The 16,832-nt window shown below is 42.8% G+C and carries 15 protein-coding genes; 6 read left to right on the top strand and 9 right to left on the bottom strand.

The features are described 5' to 3' along the window. Positions 1–25: 25 nt before the first annotated feature. Entirely contained in the window at positions 26–1,054 is a 1,029-nt protein-coding gene (locus ACO5E4_RS03065; protein WP_048750489.1) for an ABC transporter substrate-binding protein, read from the bottom strand. 423 nt (positions 1,055–1,477) lie between these two features. On the opposite strand from ACO5E4_RS03065, the gene ACO5E4_RS03070 reads away from it, so the two are divergent. From ACO5E4_RS03070 to yfaE, 6 genes are all read left to right on the top strand, one after another. Continuing rightward, a complete protein-coding gene (locus ACO5E4_RS03070) occupies positions 1,478–3,388 on the top strand; it encodes a site-specific recombinase (RefSeq protein WP_048750564.1) in 1,911 nt (636 codons plus the stop codon). A gap of 300 nt (positions 3,389–3,688) precedes the next feature. Next, positions 3,689–5,959, top strand: a complete 2,271-nt coding sequence (gene nrdA / locus ACO5E4_RS03075; RefSeq protein WP_111305758.1) for a class 1a ribonucleoside-diphosphate reductase subunit alpha — start codon at positions 3,689–3,691, stop codon at positions 5,957–5,959. Between the two features lie 22 nt (positions 5,960–5,981). Further along, positions 5,982–6,836 (top strand): TIR domain-containing protein, encoded by an 855-nt coding sequence (locus ACO5E4_RS03080; RefSeq protein WP_314953123.1) that lies wholly within the window; start codon positions 5,982–5,984, stop codon positions 6,834–6,836. A gap of 13 nt (positions 6,837–6,849) precedes the next feature. Next, the gene (gene nrdB, locus ACO5E4_RS03085; RefSeq protein WP_005700384.1) at positions 6,850–7,980 is read left to right on the top strand and encodes a class Ia ribonucleoside-diphosphate reductase subunit beta; all 1,131 of its coding nucleotides are present in this window, start codon (positions 6,850–6,852) and stop codon (positions 7,978–7,980) included. A gap of 258 nt (positions 7,981–8,238) precedes the next feature. Then, a complete protein-coding gene (locus ACO5E4_RS03090; protein ID WP_485862035.1) occupies positions 8,239–9,624 on the top strand; it encodes an SLC13 family permease in 1,386 nt (461 codons plus the stop codon). Between the two features lie 68 nt (positions 9,625–9,692). Continuing rightward, the gene (yfaE, locus tag ACO5E4_RS03095) at positions 9,693–9,941 is read left to right on the top strand and encodes a class I ribonucleotide reductase maintenance protein YfaE (RefSeq protein ID WP_314311680.1); all 249 of its coding nucleotides are present in this window, start codon (positions 9,693–9,695) and stop codon (positions 9,939–9,941) included. Between the two features lie 93 nt (positions 9,942–10,034). Here the strand turns inward: yfaE and dapB are convergent, their stop codons facing one another. The 8 genes from dapB to alr form a co-directional block, all read right to left on the bottom strand. Beyond that, complete coding sequence (dapB, locus tag ACO5E4_RS03100) at positions 10,035–10,847, bottom strand: 4-hydroxy-tetrahydrodipicolinate reductase (protein ID WP_485862036.1); 813 nt, start codon at positions 10,845–10,847, stop codon at positions 10,035–10,037. An 18-nt stretch (positions 10,848–10,865) separates the two neighbouring features. Next, complete coding sequence (locus tag ACO5E4_RS03105; protein WP_485862037.1) at positions 10,866–11,486, bottom strand: LysE family transporter; 621 nt, start codon at positions 11,484–11,486, stop codon at positions 10,866–10,868. 7 nt (positions 11,487–11,493) lie between these two features. Then, complete coding sequence (locus ACO5E4_RS03110) at positions 11,494–11,985, bottom strand: phosphatidylglycerophosphatase A family protein (RefSeq protein ID WP_485862038.1); 492 nt, start codon at positions 11,983–11,985, stop codon at positions 11,494–11,496. Between the two features lie 10 nt (positions 11,986–11,995). Beyond that, positions 11,996–12,979, bottom strand: coding sequence for a thiamine-phosphate kinase (thiL, locus tag ACO5E4_RS03115; protein ID WP_485862039.1), 984 nt, complete (start codon positions 12,977–12,979; stop codon positions 11,996–11,998). Positions 12,980–13,003: 24 nt separating this feature from the next. Beyond that, complete coding sequence (gene nusB, locus ACO5E4_RS03120; protein ID WP_485862040.1) at positions 13,004–13,429, bottom strand: transcription antitermination factor NusB; 426 nt, start codon at positions 13,427–13,429, stop codon at positions 13,004–13,006. A 6-nt stretch (positions 13,430–13,435) separates the two neighbouring features. Then, positions 13,436–13,909, bottom strand: coding sequence for a 6,7-dimethyl-8-ribityllumazine synthase (gene ribH, locus ACO5E4_RS03125; protein WP_314953109.1), 474 nt, complete (start codon positions 13,907–13,909; stop codon positions 13,436–13,438). A gap of 151 nt (positions 13,910–14,060) precedes the next feature. Beyond that, a complete protein-coding gene (gene pgi / locus ACO5E4_RS03130) occupies positions 14,061–15,710 on the bottom strand; it encodes a glucose-6-phosphate isomerase (RefSeq protein WP_485862041.1) in 1,650 nt (549 codons plus the stop codon). Between the two features lie 15 nt (positions 15,711–15,725). Further along, positions 15,726–16,808: an alanine racemase gene (gene alr / locus ACO5E4_RS03135; RefSeq protein WP_485862042.1), complete on the bottom strand. Its 1,083-nt coding sequence runs from the start codon at positions 16,806–16,808 to the stop codon at positions 15,726–15,728. Between the last annotated feature and the right edge of the window lie 24 nt (positions 16,809–16,832).

Genomic DNA, 16,832 nt, shown 5'->3' on the forward strand with positions numbered 1-16,832 from the left:
GTATTTATGCCGAGCATAGGAAGGGTTATTTCGATAATTTGATGTCAGCCAGCCACTTATTAATTAATCGCTTGCCTTCATCTTTAGAACCAAATTTCACAAAATCAAATTCAACAAAATCTAATTTTTTCGGATCAACGGATTTTGGTGAAGATTCCGCATTGGCATTCGTTGGGATTTGATATAAACCGAAATCACGCCATGGCATTTCCTGCACCTCTTTCGACAACACAAAATCCATAAACAGTTTGGCATTATCGAGGTTGCGTGCGCCTTTAATAATACTTGCACCACCCAACGCATAACCGGTTTTGCCTTGTGGAATCACCGTTTCCACCGGCGCGCCTTTTTCCTTTTCGGTGGCATAGGCATGCACAAAACCGACACTCACCGCACTTTCACCACGGGATAAATTCGCCGTCACTAAATTACTTTTCACATATTGCGACACGTTTTCATTAAGCTTTTTCAAATAATCAAAGGCCTTCTCTTCGCCCCAAAGTTGAATCAAGGTTGCCATGATGGTATAGGTCGTGCCGGAAGCACGCGGATCCGGCAGTTGAATTTCACCTTTATATTCCGGTTTGAGCAAATCTTCCCAGCTTTGTGGCGCGGGCAAACCCAGTTGTGCCAATTTTTGTGTATTCACACCAAAGCCCAACACCAACATGTATGCCACGGAAGTAAAATCACCTTTTTGCATCATAAGCGATTTAAACTGCGGTAAGATTTCCGCTTGTTTTGGCGAACGGTAGGCTTCTAACAAACCCAACTCGCCCGCTTGGAAATGCGGCTCAATGGTGCCGCCATACCAAAAATCTGCCTGCGGATTGTCTTTCTCCGCTTTGATCTTGCCAAAAATGGTTTCCGTGCCCCCGTGTACGAATTCCGTTTTCACATCATATTTTTCCCCGAACTGCGTCGTCACTTTTTCACACAAGGCATTTTGCACCGTGCAATACACGGTCAAACGTCCTTCTGCCGCCACCTGTTGGCTAAAAAATAAAGACGAAAGACACACCAAACCTAAACTGTGTTTAAACCATTTTTGCATTTGAACGCTCTCTTAAACTGAAATAATGAAAGGCTGAGATTATATGCCATTACATGAAAAATCGAAATCGATTGCGTTTAATTTTTACGCCAATGAAAGCCTTGTAAATACAGGTACAACCAATAATCTATAAAAAGTGAAAAATAGCACGATGAAAACTTTTATATCCTATTCAAACTCATCAATAAAATAATCTATAAGGTGCTTAGTCACTTGATTTTTCCTTTAACATTAAAAGTTAAACCAATATTTCTAAAAACACGATGTTTTTCGACCGCATTTTACCTAATTTGCATTTGACTTTTGATTTTCTTTATAATCTATCGCTCAAAATAAACCATAAACATTCAAAAAGGCCCTATATTAGTGAAATATTCATTATTTACACCAGAAACCTTAAATGCATTCTTACAACAACACACTATGGGAAATAATACCTTCGAGCTGTTAGAAGGTCTTTGTTATTGGCTACGTCAATGTGAACCGCAACAAGTGTTACCCGCCTTACGTCTTCTTAAGAACAACCTAAAACAAAATAAAAAGTTAACTCGAGAGCTGAGCGCAATGCTCTGTAGCTGGCTCTGCAGTATGCGTTTATATCCCTTATTTATTAGCAGCGGTATTCTGCCACGAGAAGGTTTTGGACGTGAAATGAAGAATCGTTTATACGAACGGATTAACCCTTCTTTTAAAGACGTTAACGATCTGCGTGATGTGTTTTATTTGTTATTTAGTGATAAAAACGACGCCCGTTGGATTAATGCTGTCCCATTGAAAGAATGGTGTGGTTTGATCCGTTTATTACGTCGTCATGCCACTGACAGCGATAAACAGCGGGTACATCAACACTTTCAAGCAGAAGGTCTGTTCGCTATTGAAATGCTTTCAATTTGGATCGCTGCTGAAGACATGGAACCTGAGCTCATGCGAATGGAACCCACATTACTCAATGCCGACTCTCCTTTTGTTGCGCTACACCGTGAAGTAGTGGATTGGTTGCATGCCCTCCGTACTCAACAATCTTTTGATGACGGTCATTTACAAGTCATGATTGAACAATGTTGGGAATTAATTGAGCGCCTGAAAAAACGCGGTACGACTGTTGGTACATCACTCAATGCCACTTTTTTATTGGAACGTCTCGAACAAACTTTAGAACGTTTGGAAAAACTCATGGCAATTTTTGCTTCTAATCGTTATTTGCCACGTCGCATTATCTTATTGACCGGTACCATTGCTGCTGCTTCGGCCGAGCAGCACAGCATTTCTAGGTTATGGAAACAAAGCAACAAACTCGTAGCCCGAAGCATTACGCAAAATGCAAGTGATCACGGTGAACATTACATCACACGTAATCGAAAAGAATATTTTGCTATGTTTTATTCCGCAGCCGGCGGTGGAGTTTTGATCGCCTTAATGGCCTTATTTAAAATTTATTTAGGCTCAGTTATTGACGACAAAGTTTGGAAAGGGATTGTAGAGGGACTAAATTATGGCGTTGGCTTTACCTTGATTTTTATGTTGCACTTCACTGTTGCTACTAAGCAACCCGCTATGACAGCAGCCCGCTTTGCCGAAGCAGTAGAACGCAATCAGCAAGACCACAACTTAAACATGAAATTGGCACAATTATTGGTGGACGTATTTCGTTCACAAAATATTGCCGTATTAGGTAACGTGATAGTCGCCATCAGCCTAGCCGCACTCATTGCTTTTGTTGTGGAACACCAAACAGGAACGCCATTATTAAACAAAGCGATGATCGAGTATCAATTACACAGCATTGATCCGTTGGCAGGCAGTTTATGGTTTGCCGCCATTGCCGGAGTATGGTTATTCTGTTCCGGAATTATTTCGGGTTTCTTCGATAACCGCAGTAATTATCTGAACCTCAAAATGCGCTTACGACAACACCCTCTACTCAAACTCATATTAAGTAGTAGATGTCGTGCCAAATTTGCTGATTATATGCACGATAACTATGGCTCCATCATGGGAAATTTGTGCTTCGGTATGTTGCTCGGCTTAACCGGTGTCATTGGCTATTTAACCGGTCTTCCACTGGATATTCGCCATGTAGCCTTCTCCTCCGCCAACGTAGGCTACATCGCTGTCAGCGGAGATTTCGGTTGGGCATTATTAACGCAAAGCATTATCTTCGTTTTGCTGATTGGTTTAGTCAATCTCATCGTTAGTTTCTCACTCGCCTTATGGCTCGCCCTCCGCTCCCTCAAAACGGAAGTGGATAATTGGTGTGATATTTTGAGCTGTGTCTGTCAAATTCTCAAGAAACGTCCACTGAGCTTATTCCTACCTGTACAGTTGGAAAGGTAAATAGGAGATAAAAGTGCGGTTGAAATTCAATCTATTTTTTCACCGCACTTTTGATCCCCCAAAAACATCCTCGGATCCATTTTTAATTCAAAATTTGATCTCGCGCACAAATTTTAATAAATGCCTATTTCCGTCCATAGAAAAATTTTCTTTATTTATAACCAGTTATTTAATGTCAACTAAGCAATAAAAAAATATATCGCTTGAATTCTTTATCTCAACACATTATCTTGTGCCAAATTTTTTGACTTATAACTATATATTGTGTTTTGAGTCTATATCTAAGGAGTAGCGTCTTTCATGAATAAAGCATTAATGGTCACCAAACGTGACGGCACACTGGAGCCGATTAACCTCGATAAAATCCACCGCGTAATTACATGGGCGGCAGAAGGACTGGACAATGTGTCCGTGTCGCAAGTGGAATTGCGTTCTCACATTCAGTTTTATGAAGGTATTCGTACTTCCGATATTCATGAAACCATTATCAAAGCGGCAGCAGACTTAATCAGCAAAGATTCACCGGATTATCAATATCTTGCTGCGCGCCTTGCAGTGTTTCATTTGCGTAAAAAGGCTTACGGCCATTTCGATCCACCGCGTTTATACGATCATGTGAAAAAATTGGTGCGCATGGGCAAATACGATCATGCCTTATTGGATGATTACACCCGTGAAGAATGGGACGAAATGGACGGTTTTATCGACCATTGGCGCGACATGACCTTCTCTTATGCGGCAGTAAAACAATTAGAAGGCAAATATCTCGTTCAAAATCGCGTAACCGGCGAGATCTACGAATCTGCTCAATTCCTCTATTTATTAGTGGCGGCAAGCCTGTTCTCCAAATACCCGCAAGAAACCCGTTTGGATTATATCCGTCGCTTCTACGATGCGACCTCCACTTTCAAAATTTCCTTGCCAACCCCAATCATGGCTGGCGTACGTACGCCAACCCGTCAATTCAGCTCTTGTGTGTTGATCGAGTGTGGCGATAGCTTGGATTCCATTAACGCCACCGCCTCTGCTATCGTGAAATACGTTTCTCAACGTGCCGGTATCGGTGTAAATGCCGGTGCAATTCGTGCGCTAGGTAGCCCAATTCGTGGCGGCGAAGCGTTCCATACCGGTTGTATTCCGTTCTATAAATATTTCCAAACTGCCGTGAAATCTTGTTCTCAAGGCGGCGTGCGTGGCGGTGCGGCAACCGTGTATTACCCGATTTGGCACTTAGAAGTCGAAAGCCTGTTGGTGTTGAAAAACAACCGTGGTGTGGAAGACAACCGCGTACGTCACATGGACTACGGCGTACAGCTCAATAAATTAATGTACCAACGCTTAATCAAAGGCGGCGACATTACCCTATTCAGCCCGTCCGACGTGCCGGGACTTTACGAAGCGTTCTTTGCGGATCAAGACAAGTTTGAAGAACTTTACGTACAATATGAACAGGATCCGTCCATTCGTAAACGTACCGTAAAAGCCGTGGAATTGTTCTCTTTATTAATGCAAGAACGTGCGTCCACCGGTCGTATTTACATTCACAACGTGGATCACTGCAACACCCACTCGCCATTCGATCCGAAAGTGGCACCGGTGCGTCAATCCAACCTGTGCTTGGAAATCGCCTTACCAACCAAACCGTTAAGCCACATTAATGATGAACAAGGCGAAATCGCCCTTTGTACCCTCTCCGCCTTCAACTTAGGCAAATTGGACAACTTAGACGAGCTCGACAATTTGGCGGATCTTGCCGTTCGTGCATTAGATGCCTTATTGGATTACCAAGATTATCCGGTAATTGCGGCAAAACGCAGTTCCCTAGCCCGTCGTTCTTTAGGTATCGGCGTCATCAACTATGCGTACTACTTGGCGAAACACGGCGTGCGTTATTCTGACGGCAGCGCCAACGATTTAACTCACCGCACTTTTGAAGCCATTCAATATTACTTATTGAAAGCCTCCATGAACTTGGCGAAAGAACAAGGCGCGTGTGAATACTTCCACGAAACGACTTATGCACAAGGCATTTTACCAATCGATACATACAAAAAAGACATCGACAGCTTAACCTCAGAGCCGTTGCATTACGACTGGGAAAGCCTACGCCGTGACATTAAAGAATTCGGCTTGCGCAACTCAACCCTCACTGCCTTAATGCCGTCGGAAACCTCTTCTCAGATTTCCAACGCCACCAACGGTATCGAACCGCCACGCGGCCATGTGAGCGTCAAAGCATCGAAAGACGGTATTTTGAAACAAGTGGTGCCGGATTATGAAAACCTCGGTGAAAACTACGAATTGCTTTGGGACATTCCGGGCAACGACGGCTACTTGCACTTGGTCGGCATCATGCAAAAATTCGTGGACCAAGCCATCTCCGCCAACACCAACTACGATCCGAAACGTTTTGAAGACGGCAAAGTACCGATGAAAGTGTTGTTAAAAGATCTCTTAACCGCTTACAAATACGGCTTAAAAACCCTCTACTATCAAAACACCCGTGACGGTGCCGAAGACAGCCAAGAAGATTTAGATGACGGCTGTGCTGGTGGGGCTTGTAAGATTTAATTAGTTTTGAGGATTCTCAACTGTGAATATAAAAAATTATCTAGAAAATGCTCTTTTCCAATATCAAAACAAAGAAAATATTCGATGGGATAATGTGATCCTTGATATATATAAACAATTAGTTAATAAGGAATATCCTAATCACTCTAGAAGATGGCCTATAATAAACGGTATCAGTAAGTTAAGTACATTTGATTTAGGTAATAACTACATCATTTTTCTCTATAAGAACTCTCCATTCTCACCAGTAATAACATCAAGTGGAAGTTCTTTAATACCTAGCGATATTGGATTTGATGAAGTAACACCAAACAATATCAATATGATAAGAGAATACTTTCGTAAAACTTATCATGTAAACTATGATGATGGATTATTTATCTTACATAGAGATTTAAGTAATTTATCTAGTGAGATAGAAGAAAATCTTATAAGTCATAAAAACTACTTAGGATTACTGCCAATGAAGATATTCCTTAGCCATAAAAGTAAAGATAAATCTAAAGTTAGAGAGTTTAAAAATATTCTTCAAAAACTAGGTTTCTCTCCATGGTTAGATGAAGAAGAACTTAAAGCTGGAGATAAATTAAACAGATCTCTATTAAAAGGTATGCAAGAATCTTGCGCTGCAATATTTTTTATTACTGATAATTATGAAGATACCCAGTATCTATCAGATGAGGTTGATTATGCTAAAAATAGGGCTATGGAAGATCCTAACTTTAAGATAATTACTCTAGTTTTTAATGAAGCTAATCACAATGTTCCACAGCTTTTAAAACATTATGTTTGGAAAAATGTTGATAGTGATTTATCTGCTCTAGGATGCATAATTGATGCTGTACCTCTTCAAATTGGCGAAATAAGATACAAATAAGTCGGAGTATAAAATGGCATATACCACTTTCTCACAAAACAAAAATGACCAGTTAAAAGAACCAATGTTCTTTGGTCAAAACGTTAACGTTGCACGTTATGATCAACAAAAATATGAGACTTTTGAAAAGCTCATTGAAAAACAACTTTCCTTCTTCTGGCGTCCGGAAGAAGTGGATGTGTCGCAAGACCGTATCGACTACGCCGCATTGCCTGAACATGAAAAACACATTTTCATCAGCAACTTAAAATATCAAACCTTGTTAGATTCCATTCAAGGCCGTAGCCCGAACGTGGCGTTGTTGCCGTTGGTGTCGATTCCGGAATTAGAAACCTGGATCGAAACCTGGACGTTCTCTGAAACCATCCACTCCCGTTCTTACACGCACATTATCCGTAACATTGTGAACGATCCATCTATCGTGTTTGACGACATCGTGACCAACGAAGAAATCATCAAACGCGCGCGCGATATTTCTTCTTACTACGACGATTTAATCCGCGACAGCCAACTTTACAGCCTGTACGGTGAAGGCACTTACACGGTGGATGGCAAAGAATGTGTCGTCACCTTGCGTAATTTGAAAAAACAACTTTATCTTTGCTTGATGAGCGTAAACGCTTTAGAGGCTATTCGTTTCTATGTGTCTTTCGCGTGCTCTTTTGCCTTTGCTGAACGTCAATTAATGGAAGGTAATGCGAAAATCATTAAATTCATCGCCCGTGATGAAGCGTTGCACTTAACCGGTACGCAGCACATTTTAAACATCATGGCAGCGGGTCAAGACGATCCGGAAATGGCTGAAATTGCGGAAGAATGTAAGCAAGAAGCCTACGATTTATTCTTAGCGGCAGCAGAACAAGAAAAAGACTGGGCAGATTATTTGTTCAAAGACGGTTCCATGATCGGTTTGAACCGAGACATTTTGGTGCAATACGTGGAATACATCACCAATATCCGTATGCAGGCGGTAGGCTTGCCATTGCCGTTCCAAGCGCGCTCCAACCCGATCCCTTGGATCAACGCCTGGTTGGTTTCCGACAACGTACAAGTGGCGCCGCAAGAAGTGGAAGTGAGTTCTTATCTTGTGGGGCAAATTGACTCCAAAGTGGACACCAAAGATTTCGACGATTTCGATCTGTAATCTTTCATATCGCTAAAAGTGCGGTGGATTTTTCGGGTGTTTTTAAATTCCGATAAAATCTACCGCACTTTTTTATTTCTCAAGGATTATCTCTTCTACTCAGTAAAACAAGCATGTAATCCTTTCATAAAAATCACCGCACTTTTATCTCTTTCTTCTTCACAAAATATATTTGATAGCCGTCACAATTTTGTTAAAAAAATGTTTCCAGTTTATTAAAACAATGCTAATAAATAGCAGTCATGGAGGACATTTATTATGCAAACACAAATCCCTTTCTTCGCTAAATATAAAAGCCTGATTATTCTTGTTTTGGATTTTATCTTGATGTTGGTGCTAATCAACACATTACCCTTCTCACCAAAGGAAAACCGTGGCTTGGCCTTGCTGACGTTCATCGGTATTTTGTGGTTGACAGAAGCCTTTAATATTACGGTAACCTCGCTTATGGTGCCGATTCTCGCCATTGGTTTGGGGCTCATTAATACACAGAAAGCCCTTGCGCCTTTTGCTACGCCGATTATTTATATGTTCTTCGGGGGCTTTGTTATCGCGGCAGTATTACAAATTCAGCAACTGGATAAAATCATCGCGAACTACATCGTGCGACTCGCCAAAGGCAATTTAAAACTTTCTGTGGCGTATTTATTTGGGGTAACCACCTTTTTATCCATGTGGATCAATAATACCGCTGTCGCCGCAATGATGTTGCCACTCACCATCGGGATGTTAAAAGGACTAAATTCAGAAAAAAATTATCGCCTGTATGCGTTTACCTTATTAGGCATGGCGTTTTGTGCCAGTATTGGCGGCATTGGTACCTTAGTCGGCAGCGCCCCTAATGCCATCTTGGCCTCTCAAATTCAAGTGACTTTTACTGAATGGTTAGGCTATGGCTTCCCGGTAATGCTGCTGTTGCTACCTTCTATGTTATTTTCCCTTTGGGTCATTTTACGCCCTAATTTTCATGTCGAATTTGCTCCGTCGCTTGAAAAAGTCTCTTTCACCCAAAAGAACATCATCACACTAGTCATCTTCAGCGTCATGGCATTACTGCTCCTGTTTAGTTCCATCCTCAATCCTTGGTTCTCCGGTTTACTGGGCTTAGAGAAAAAAATTGATAGCTTTGATAGTGTTATCGCCTTAACCGTAGTGGTGATTATCGGTGTAACCGGTGTGGCAAAATGGAAAGAAATTCAACAACGTGTGGAATGGGGCGTATTAATGCTCTTCGGTGGCGGATTAACACTGAGTATTGTCATGAAAGACTCCGGTGCCAGTAAAATCATGGCAGACACCATTGTGCAATTTACCAATGAAAAGCCGCTGTGGGTGCTTTGTTTCGTCGTCAGCGCATTCATCGTCTTCCTCACAGAATTCACCTCTAATACCGCCAGTGCGGCATTGATTATGCCGATTGTGATTTCAGTGGCGCAAACCTTAAACTTGCCACCAATCGCCCTCGCTGCCATCATCGCCTGCGGTGCAAGCTGTGCCTTTATGTTGCCAATTGCTACACCGCCAAACGCTATCGTGTTCGCGACAGGCCATGTCAAACAAGTGGATATGGCAAAAGTCGGCTTTATTCTCAACCTTTTCTGTATCGGAATAATTGGCGGCATGGCATATTTCGTGTGGATCTAATTTCGATTACAATACGCCCAATGCTATTTAGAGCAGTTTTCTAACTGCTCTTTTTTCTTTTAACAATCATGAAAATCCATTTATTACACAGCCGTCAAACCATCGAACACGATAATCAAATCCCGCTCCTCAATCGCTTGGAACAACATGGCATTTACCATGAATACCAATGTCGTAGCGGCTATTGCGGTTCTTGTCGAGTAAAAATAAAAAAAGGCAAAGTGTCCTATGCGGAAACACCATTAGCCTTTTTACAACCAGATGAGATTTTATTGTGTTGCTGTCGGGTAGAAGAAGATTTGGAGATTGAACTTTAAAAACGCCGTAAAAAATAACCGCACTTTGATTGATGAAGCTGAAATTACGGTCAATTTCGGATATAAAAAAGGGGCGTTCACTCGCCCCTACTTTTATAAGTTGTTTAAGTCCAATACGTCTGTCATATCAAACAAGCCTTTGTCTTTTCCTTCAAGCCATTTCGCCGCACGCACGGCGCCGTTCGCAAAGGTCATACGGCTAGACGCTTTGTGAGCAATTTCAACGCGTTCGCCGATGTCAGCAAACCAAACGCTATGTTCGCCCACCACATCAGAAGCGCGTATCGTTGAAAAACCGATTTCATCTCGTTTGCGTTCGCCGATAATACCGTCACGGCAAAATACGCCGTGGGTTTTCAAACCACGTCCTAGCGTTTTAGCGATGTGCTCGCCCATGGAAAGTGCGGTGCCGGACGGTGCGTCCACTTTGTGGCGATGGTGCGCTTCAATGATTTCAATGTCGCAATAATCGCCCATCACTTTGGCAGCTTTTTCCAATAATTTGAACACCAGATTCACGCCCACGCTGAAGTTAGAGGCAAACACAACGCCAATCTGTTCTGCTGCGGCTTTAATTGCCGCTTTGCCTGCATCATCAAAGCCTGTCGTGCCAATAATGATATTTTTTTGATTCGCCACACAAAATGTCAAATGTTCCAAGGTGCCTTCCGGGCGGGTGAAATCAATCAGCACATCGAATTGTTCTTTTGCCGCATTCAAATCATCGCCCACTGGAACGCCTACATGACCAATGCCTGCCAACTCACCGGCATCTGCACCGACCAATGAAGAGCCTTTGCGCTCAAATGCTGCACCTAATGCCACGCCTTCTGTGTTTTGTACTGCTTGAATTAATTGACGCCCCATGCGACCGCCGGCGCCTACAATTGCAATTCTTAAAGCCATAATCTTCTCCGATTTAAACTAATTTATAATTTTCAACGCACCACTGTAAATTAAGTATGCACCAAATAAAATAAAAATCACGCCGGAAACATTGTCAATATAACGACTATATCGGCTATAAAAACGCTTGGTAAACGGACGTGAAAACAAAATGGAAATCACATAGAAATAAACAAACGTTTCCAGTGTAATAAGCAAAAGTGCGGTCAAAATTTGCCACATTTCTGTAATGTTAACGAGGACAAAAGACATCACGCTGCTGAAATAAATCACCACTTTGGCATTGGATAAATTCACCAACAAGCCTTTGATAATTTCATTTTTAGATTCGGTGTTTTGTCGCGAATTAGTTTCATCAAATACCGCGTTGGTTGTAACCCGAGCCATTTTCACACCCAGATAAAACAAATAGCTACCGCCCAATGCCATAATAATACCCTGCAACGCCGGCATCGTTTTGAATACAATCGCCAAACCTAACACCGCAGCCGTTGCCCAAATGGACACGCCAATCGTAATGCCGATTACACCATAAATTGCGATTCGCCGAGAATGTATTGCGGCAGCACGGCTGACATAAAAGAAATCGGGTCCGGGCGAGAGCAATCCCACTAAATGGACAAACATTAAATGTAACATGCTGTTGCTAAATAAAATGCGCTAAGGCAAGAATGACGAGAATGCTATAACCGGCCGCCAAAATATCATCCACCATAATACCGAAGCCGTTGGTGAGTTTTTCGTCGAAATAGCGGATCGGATAAGGTTTTAAAATATCAAACAAACGGAAGGTCAAAAACGCAATCGTGCACCAAAATAAGGACACTTGTGGCACGGCTAACAACACCAAGAAAACGGCAACAATTTCATCCCACACAATGCTGCCATGATCGTGTACGCCCATGTCGTGGCTGGTGCGTTCGCATAACCAAATGCCGAGAAAGAAACAAAGTGCGGTCAAGATAAAAAACGTTTTTGCACCCAGCCAAGGCAATAATAATGCGCCAACGATCACACCCACCAAACTGCCCCAAGTACCGGGCGCCGGATGCAATAAACCGGAGCCGAAACCCAATGCGAGAAAATGAATAGGATTGCGCAACGTCACCCGTTCAAGGGGATTTTGTGGTGCAGTCATAATAAAAGACCTATTTAAAATGATCGAAACCGCCGCGAGTGACAATGTCTACCGGCTGGCCGTTACGTTGAAATTGAATGCGCTTTTTGCCGGCATGGCGAATTTGTCCGACACAGGTATAGGATATACCGAGATGCGCCAAGGCTTTTTCTAATTTTGCTTTATGGCTATCCGGCACGGTAAAACATAACTCATAGTCTTCACCGCCCGATAAAGCAAATTGCTCCGCTTGTTCCACACCGAATTCATCAATTAATTGAGCGGAAAGTGGGAGTTTGTCTAACTCAAGCACAGCGCCACATTGGCTACGCGTTAAAATATGCCCAAGATCGGCAACCAAGCCGTCAGAAATATCCACGGCGGCATTCACAAAGCCGGTCATGGCCAGTTCCATGCCGAGCAGTACTCTTGGTGTTGGATGTAAATGGCGTCGAATTAAATATTCTTGCGCAGAATTGACCGCACTTTTGCCTTGTAACAGGAAAGTTAAACCCGCAGCGCTATCGCCCAACGTGCCGGACACATAGATCCAATCGCCCACTTTGGCGTGATGACGGCAAAGACATTTGTTCTTCGCCATAATGCCTTGCGCAGTAATAGTGACGCTTAAGGGACCTTTGGTTGTGTCTCCACCGATTAAATCCACGTTGTAATGATCGAGGATATCAAAAAAACTTTCGCTGAATTCCGCCAACCAATCATGATCAATTTTTGGCAGGGTTAAGGCTAATGAAATCCAAGCCGGCTCAGCTCCCATAGCGGCAAGATCGCTTAAATTGCAGGCAACGGCTTTATACGCCAAATCGGCAGGACGAATATTCGGCAGAAAATGGACGTTTTCCACCATGGTGTCGGTGGTAATCGCAAGATGTTGATTAGGATTTAATTCGGTGACAGCACAATCGTCACCGATAGAAAGAAGGACATCTTTACGAGGCAAACGTTTAGAGGCGGTAAAATAGCGTTGAATAATATCAAATTCACCCTCTATCATTGTGCCTCCTTGTCTCAATGAAGATTAACGTCGTACAACCGGTGCGATTTTATCCAACACACCGTTGATATACTTGTGGCTTTCATCTGCGCCAAAGACTTTGGCGACTTCGATCGCTTCGTTGATTACCACTTTATACGGCACATCCGCCTCAAATTGCAGCTCATACACCGCTAAACGCAAAATGGCCTTTTCAATGGGGTCTAATTCCGCTAAACCACGATCTAAATAGCCTTGCATGGTGCGTTCCACTGCCTCAACATTCTCCACCGTTTGGCGGAATAATTTGCGGAAATACGGAGTATCTACGCCTTTCATGTCCTGTTCGGTCATGAAATTGAGTTCCACGATTTCCGGTGAATTTTGTGAAACCGCCCAAGAATATAAGGCTTGCACGGCACATTCACGTGCACGACGACGAGGAGAGATTTTCTTTACTTGTTTCGTCATTGTCACTTACGCTGCCTGAATTTGATTTAAAAGATTCACCATCTCTAACGCAACCAATGCGGCTTCCGCGCCTTTATTGCCTGCTTTGGTGCCGGCGCGTTCAATGGCTTGTTCGATATTTTCCGTGGTTAATACGCCGAATGCTACCGGAATGTCAGATTCCATCGCTACTTTGCCTAAACCACTGCTGGCTTCGCCTGCAACATATTCAAAATGCGCTGTACCACCACGAATCACTGTGCCTAAAGCAACGATCGCATCAAATTTTTTGCTTCCTGCCAAACGACGAGCAACTAATGGCAATTCATACGCGCCAGGTACGCGAACTAAAGTGATATTTTCGTCTTTTACTTGACCGACACGTTTCAACGCATCAAGAGCACCTTCCAAAAGACTTTCATTGATAAAACTGTTAAAGCGTCCGATAACAACGGCAACTTTCGCTTCTGGTGCAGCGATATGACCTTCTAAAACTTTCATGTTATTTCCTTTGTAAGATGAATAAAAAAGAGTGTGCGGATTCTAGCATAAAATTCATTTTCTGGCAGTAAGAAAAGCCAAAGTGCGGTTAAAAAACACCGCTTTTTGTAACCGCACTTTATTGCTAATTAGCATTGCCAATCAGACTGAATTAACGCCAAGCTTTGAATTGATTAATCAAGCCATTGGTTGAGCTGTCGTGGCTTTCCACTTTCTCGTTGGTGACCAATTCCGGCAGAATTCGGTTGGCCAGTTGTTTGCCTAATTCCACGCCCCATTGGTCGAAGCTGTAAATGTTGAACAACACGCCTTGTACGAAAATTTTGTGTTCGTACATGGCAATCAACGCACCTAAACTAAACGGTGTGATTTTTTGCAACAAAATGGAGTTGGTCGGTTTGTTACCGGTGAATACTTTAAACGGTACGATATCTTTCACATCTGCCAAGGTTTTGCCCGCATTCAAAAATTCGGCTTCCACTTGTTCTTTGGTTTTACCGAACGCTAACGCTTCGGTTTGCGCAAAGAAGTTGGAAAGCAATTTATTATGATGATCAGACAACGGATTATGGCTTTGTGCCGGTGCAATGAAATCACAAGGAATTAATGTGGTGCCTTGGTGAATCAATTGATAAAATGCGTGTTGACCGTTCGTGCCCGGTTCACCCCAAATAATTGGACCGGTTTGATAATCATGAATCACCTTGCCGTTGCGATCAACGTATTTCCCGTTGGATTCCATATTGCCTTGTTGGAAATAGGCGGCAAAACGGTGTAAATATTGGTCGTAAGGTAAAATCGCTTCCGTTTGTGCGCCCAAGAAGTTAGTGTTCCACAAGCCCACTAAAGCCAGTGTTGTCGGAATATTTTGTTCCAATGGTGCATGACGGAAATGTTTATCCATTTCATGGGCACCACTTAATAACGCTTCAAAGTTTTCAAAGCCGATAGAAAGCGCAATAGACAACCCGATCGCTGACCATAAAGAATAACGACCGCCAACCCAATCCCAGAATTCAAACATATTGTTAGTATCAATGCCGAATTCCGCGACCGCTTTTGCATTGGTTGAAAGCGCTGCAAAATGTTTTGCCACATGAGCAGGATCTTTTGCTGCGGCAAGGAACCAATCACGAGCAGACAAGGCATTCGTCATGGTTTCTTGAGTGGTGAAGGTTTTGGACGCCACTAAAATTAACGTAGTTTCCGGATTCACTTTTTTCAACGTTTCCGCGATGTGTGTACCGTCCACGTTAGACACAAAATGCATGGTTAAATGATTTTTATACGGGCGCAAAGCTTCGGTCACCATGTAAGGGCCAAGATCGGAACCGCCGATACCGATATTGATCACATCAGTAATAGCTTTGCCGGTATAACCTTTCCATTCACCGGAAATCACACGTTCACAGAACGATTTCATTTTGGCGAGCACGGCATTAACTTCCGGCATCACATCTTTGCCATCCACGAAAACCGGCGTATTGGCACGGTTACGAAGTGCGGTATGTAATACGGCACGATTTTCCGTACGGTTGATTTTTTCGCCGTTGAACATGGCTTCTTTGGCTTGAGTTAAACCACACTCTTCAGTGAGTTGACGCAATAAACCAAGAGTTTCTTTAGTCAGGTTATTTTTGGAAAAATCGACCAAAATCTCGTTGTTAAAGGTTAACGAATAGTTGGCGAAACGATCTTTTTCTTGCGCAAATAAATCTTGAATCGTTGTATTCTTACGTTGCGCATGATGTTGGGTTAACGCTTTCCATGCATTTGTTTGGGTTGGATTGATGTTTTGCATAAGCACTCCTTAAATTTAATCGATGTATTCGGTTAATACACGCGGGGTTAATTTGGTGATTAATTCATAACTGATTATGCCCATAATTTCTGCAATTTCTTCAATCGGTAATTCTTTACCCCACAAGATTACCTCATCGCCAACCTTGTCTTGACTGTCTGCGCCCAGATCCACGGTGAGCATATCCATGGACACTTTCCCCACAATCGGCACACGGCGACCATTCAGGTAAACCGGTGTTCCTTGTGGCACATCGCGTGGATAACCATCACCATAACCAATCGCCACTACACCGATTTTCGTGTCTTTTTCACTCGTCCAAACCCCGCCATATCCTACTGGTTCGCCTTTTTTATGTTCGCGTACCGCAATTAAAGAGGAGGTTAAATTCATCACCGGTGTTAAACCGTATTCTTTACCCGCGGTGTTATTCGGTGAAATACCGTACATAATAATACCCGGGCGAATCCAATCTAAATGAGCCTCCGGCCAGAATAAAATACCGCCGGAAGCCGAAATACTTCGCTCACCGGATTTGCCTTCCGTTGCCTGTAAAAAGCGGCTTAATTGTTTTTCCGTATAACCGCACGCGAGCTCATCAGCACGGCTAAAATGACTCACAAAGCCAATATTCGGATCAACGCACGGAAGCGATTTAAGTTTTTGATAAAAGTTGTCCACTTCGTCCAAATGCACGCCCAATCGATGCATACCGGTATCAATTTTTAACCACACTTTAATTGGATTAGGCATTTTGGCTTGCTCAAGGGCGACCAACTGTTCTTGACTATGTACGACGGTTTGAATGTTATTGACGGCGAGAACGGGTAAGTCTTTGGAAGAGAAAAAACCTTCTAACAGCAAAATCGGTTTGGTAATGCCGTTGGAACGTAATTTTAGGGCCTCTTCTAAACGCGCCACGCCAAAGCAATCTACCAAACTTTCGACGGCAGAAGACACAAACACAACGCCGTGTCCGTAAGCGTTGGCTTTGACTACCGCAATAATTTTACTGTTTGGGGCTTTTTGTTTAATGGTTTGAATATTGTGTTTTAACGCAACAGAACTGATTTTCGCTGTTGCCGGTTTCATGTGCATTTTTTTATCTCTTTTACGCTGTTA

The organism is Aggregatibacter sp. (assembly GCF_057314075.1).